Annotated in this window: 3 protein-coding genes; 2 read left to right on the top strand and 1 reads right to left on the bottom strand. The window is 43.7% G+C overall.

Translation table 11 applies throughout. From position 1 onward, the window contains the following. A partial coding sequence (locus VN105_RS07450; RefSeq protein ID WP_325639447.1) for a hypothetical protein occupies positions 1–384 on the top strand: 384 nt, incomplete at its 5' end. A 114-nt stretch (positions 385–498) separates the two neighbouring features. Next, positions 499–1,629 (top strand): C1 family peptidase, encoded by a 1,131-nt coding sequence (locus VN105_RS07445; protein WP_325639445.1) that lies wholly within the window; start codon positions 499–501, stop codon positions 1,627–1,629. Positions 1,630–1,789: 160 nt separating this feature from the next. Here VN105_RS07445 and VN105_RS07440 read toward each other — a convergent pair whose 3' ends face one another. Next, entirely contained in the window at positions 1,790–2,077 is a 288-nt protein-coding gene (locus VN105_RS07440; protein ID WP_325639443.1) for an acylphosphatase, read from the bottom strand. Positions 2,078–2,430 lie beyond the last annotated feature (353 nt).

Below are 2,430 nucleotides of genomic sequence, written 5' to 3'. Positions count from 1 at the left end.
GACAGGGAAAATGCCAAAAGAACCCGGGAAGGGGAACTAAGAGCAAAAGAAGGCGCTGAACAGGCCAAAATTGCTGAGTTAAGAGCAAAAGAGGCTGCAAGAAGAACCGAAGAAGGCGCTAAGAGAGCAGAGGAAGGGGCTAAAAGAGCAAAAGAAGCTCAGGAAAGAGTCAGGACCACCCAGGCTTTTTATAAAGAAATGATCTCTCAAATGGAGGCGGACAAGCTCCTTGATACACAAAAAGGCTATAAGCTGGAGAAAAATGAAAATGGCCTGTTTATCAACGGCGTTAAACAGCCGGACAATGTGGTGAACAAATACCAGAAATACCTGCAAGGAAAGCAAATTACCCTGCAAAGCTCCAGTTCCAATACGCAAAACTGATTTACTGCCATTCTATTGCAGATTGCATCCGTACCATTACCGTTCATACGGTAATGGTATTTTTTATTATACGGGTTCACTTATCTTTAGGTTAATTATTTAATGAGATCGTATATGAAAGCATTTTGTTTAACTCTTGCCATGCTTGCCGCCATTGCGGCAGGTGCACAGGAAAAGGGCGTTGTAATCAGCAATCTGGGCAACGGCAAGATCAATGCGGCTACCCCGGTTAAAAACCAGGGCATGACCGGCACCTGCTGGTCGTTCTCCTCTACTTCCATGGTAGAGTCGGAGTGCTTACGCAAAGGACTGCCCGAACTGGATCTGTCTGAAATGTTCACCGCCCGTAATATTTACATTGAGAAGGCTAAAAACTATGTGCGCCGCCAGGGCTTTGCCCGTTTCGATGAAGGCGGACTGGCTCACGATGTGATCCATTCTATTGCCGCTTATGGCATTGAACCGGAAAGCGTTTACAGCGGTTTAAAAGGTAATGCCACTGTTCATAACCACTCGGAAATGGTGGTAACCATGAAAAAGTATCTTGACAGCATCATTAAGGTGTCTCCGGTACCAGACAATTGGGTAACACAGTTTACAGGTATTCTTGACGATTACATGGGCGCCCCTCCTGCCAGCTTTGAATATAACGGTAAAACTTATACGCCGCAAAGCTTTGCAAAAGAAGTGGTAAAATTCAATGAAGATGATTATGTTTTCCTGACCTCTTTTACGCATCATCCCTTTTACAAGCCCTTCATCATTGAGGTACCAGACAATTTCTCCAATGGCGCCTACTACAACGTACCATTGGCAGAACTTACCGGTATCACAGAAACAGCCCTGCAAAAAGGCTATACTGTGTTGTGGGATGCAGACGTAAGCAATCGTGGGTTTGCCAGCAGCAAAGGATTTGCATTGCTTCCTTCCCCGGAAATAACACTGAAAAAAGACAGTATCGATCCGGATGTAGCAGAACCCGCTTACACGCAGGATTCACGGCAAAAGCTATATGAAGAGCTGATCACACAGGATGATCACCTGATGCACATTACCGGTATTGAGAAATCGCCAAAAGGTAAAACCTTCTTCCTGGTAAAAAACTCATGGGGTAAAAATTCCAGTCCTTTCGGCGGATATATAAATGTATCTGAGGCTTATTTCGCAGTAAACACCATTACAATTGTTGTTCCGAAAGCGGCGCTGGACAAGTCTTTTCAAAAGAAGTACACCAGCACTAATTAATAATCATGCATGACAAAAGCGCAAAGAAATTTTCACGGTTGTATTCAGTTGCGTCGCTCCGTAAAATTTCTTTGCGCCCGTTGTCTGCCGGTCACGGATAACTTTATCTGCGATTGATTGGCATAGGTAACGAAGCACCTGCCGCTACCGGACCAGGGATTTATGAATAAAGGATAGTAAACCCTTTGATATTTTGTACATCACCATCGGTGATCTCCAGATCCTTCACTGCAGCCATTGCCGGCCCCGACCTGCACCATGCAATAAACTGTTCCATTTCTCCTGCTGTTCCCTCCGCCAGGATCCACACACTTCCATCCAACAGATTTTTTACTTGTCCGTTTATATGCATTGAATCAGCTACCCGCTTTGCATTAGCTCTGAATCCTACTCCCTGCACCCGGCCTTTTATAATAATTTCTTTGTGTACAACTGTCCTCGTTGCCATAAATTTATAACGATTTTCCCTGTAATGGTCTTCTTCGAATGGGGTTATATTACATGAATACAGCCCCCACACAAAACATACTAAATATTCGTCAAAGATACAAACAACCGGAAAACTAATTACAGCCGGGGTACTTCAGTACATATAAGGAAAAGAAGAATTGGTCATACAAACAAGCCTCTGAACCAGGATTTACCGGATTTATAGATACGCAGCAATCTATGAAAATGCCTACGGATCTAATAACCATTGCATCATTACAACTAGCCGGTAACAGCCGCTGAAAGTTTGCAATAGCAACAGTATGAAAGGATGGTTAACTTGAGGGAAACAAACACTGATGAAAATTGATA

It is taken from the genome of Chitinophaga sp. (assembly GCF_035564935.1).
GTDB lineage: Bacteria > Bacteroidota > Bacteroidia > Chitinophagales > Chitinophagaceae > Chitinophaga.
This window is presented reverse-complemented; position numbering and strand designations above follow the sequence as displayed.

Coding starts and splice junctions, on each gene's coding strand:
- VN105_RS07445 (WP_325639445.1), top strand. CDS start 499: ATGAAAGCATTTTGTTTAACTCTTGCCATGCTTGCCGCCATTGCGGCA.
- VN105_RS07440 (WP_325639443.1), bottom strand. CDS start 2,077: ATGGCAACGAGGACAGTTGTACACAAAGAAATTATTATAAAAGGCCGG.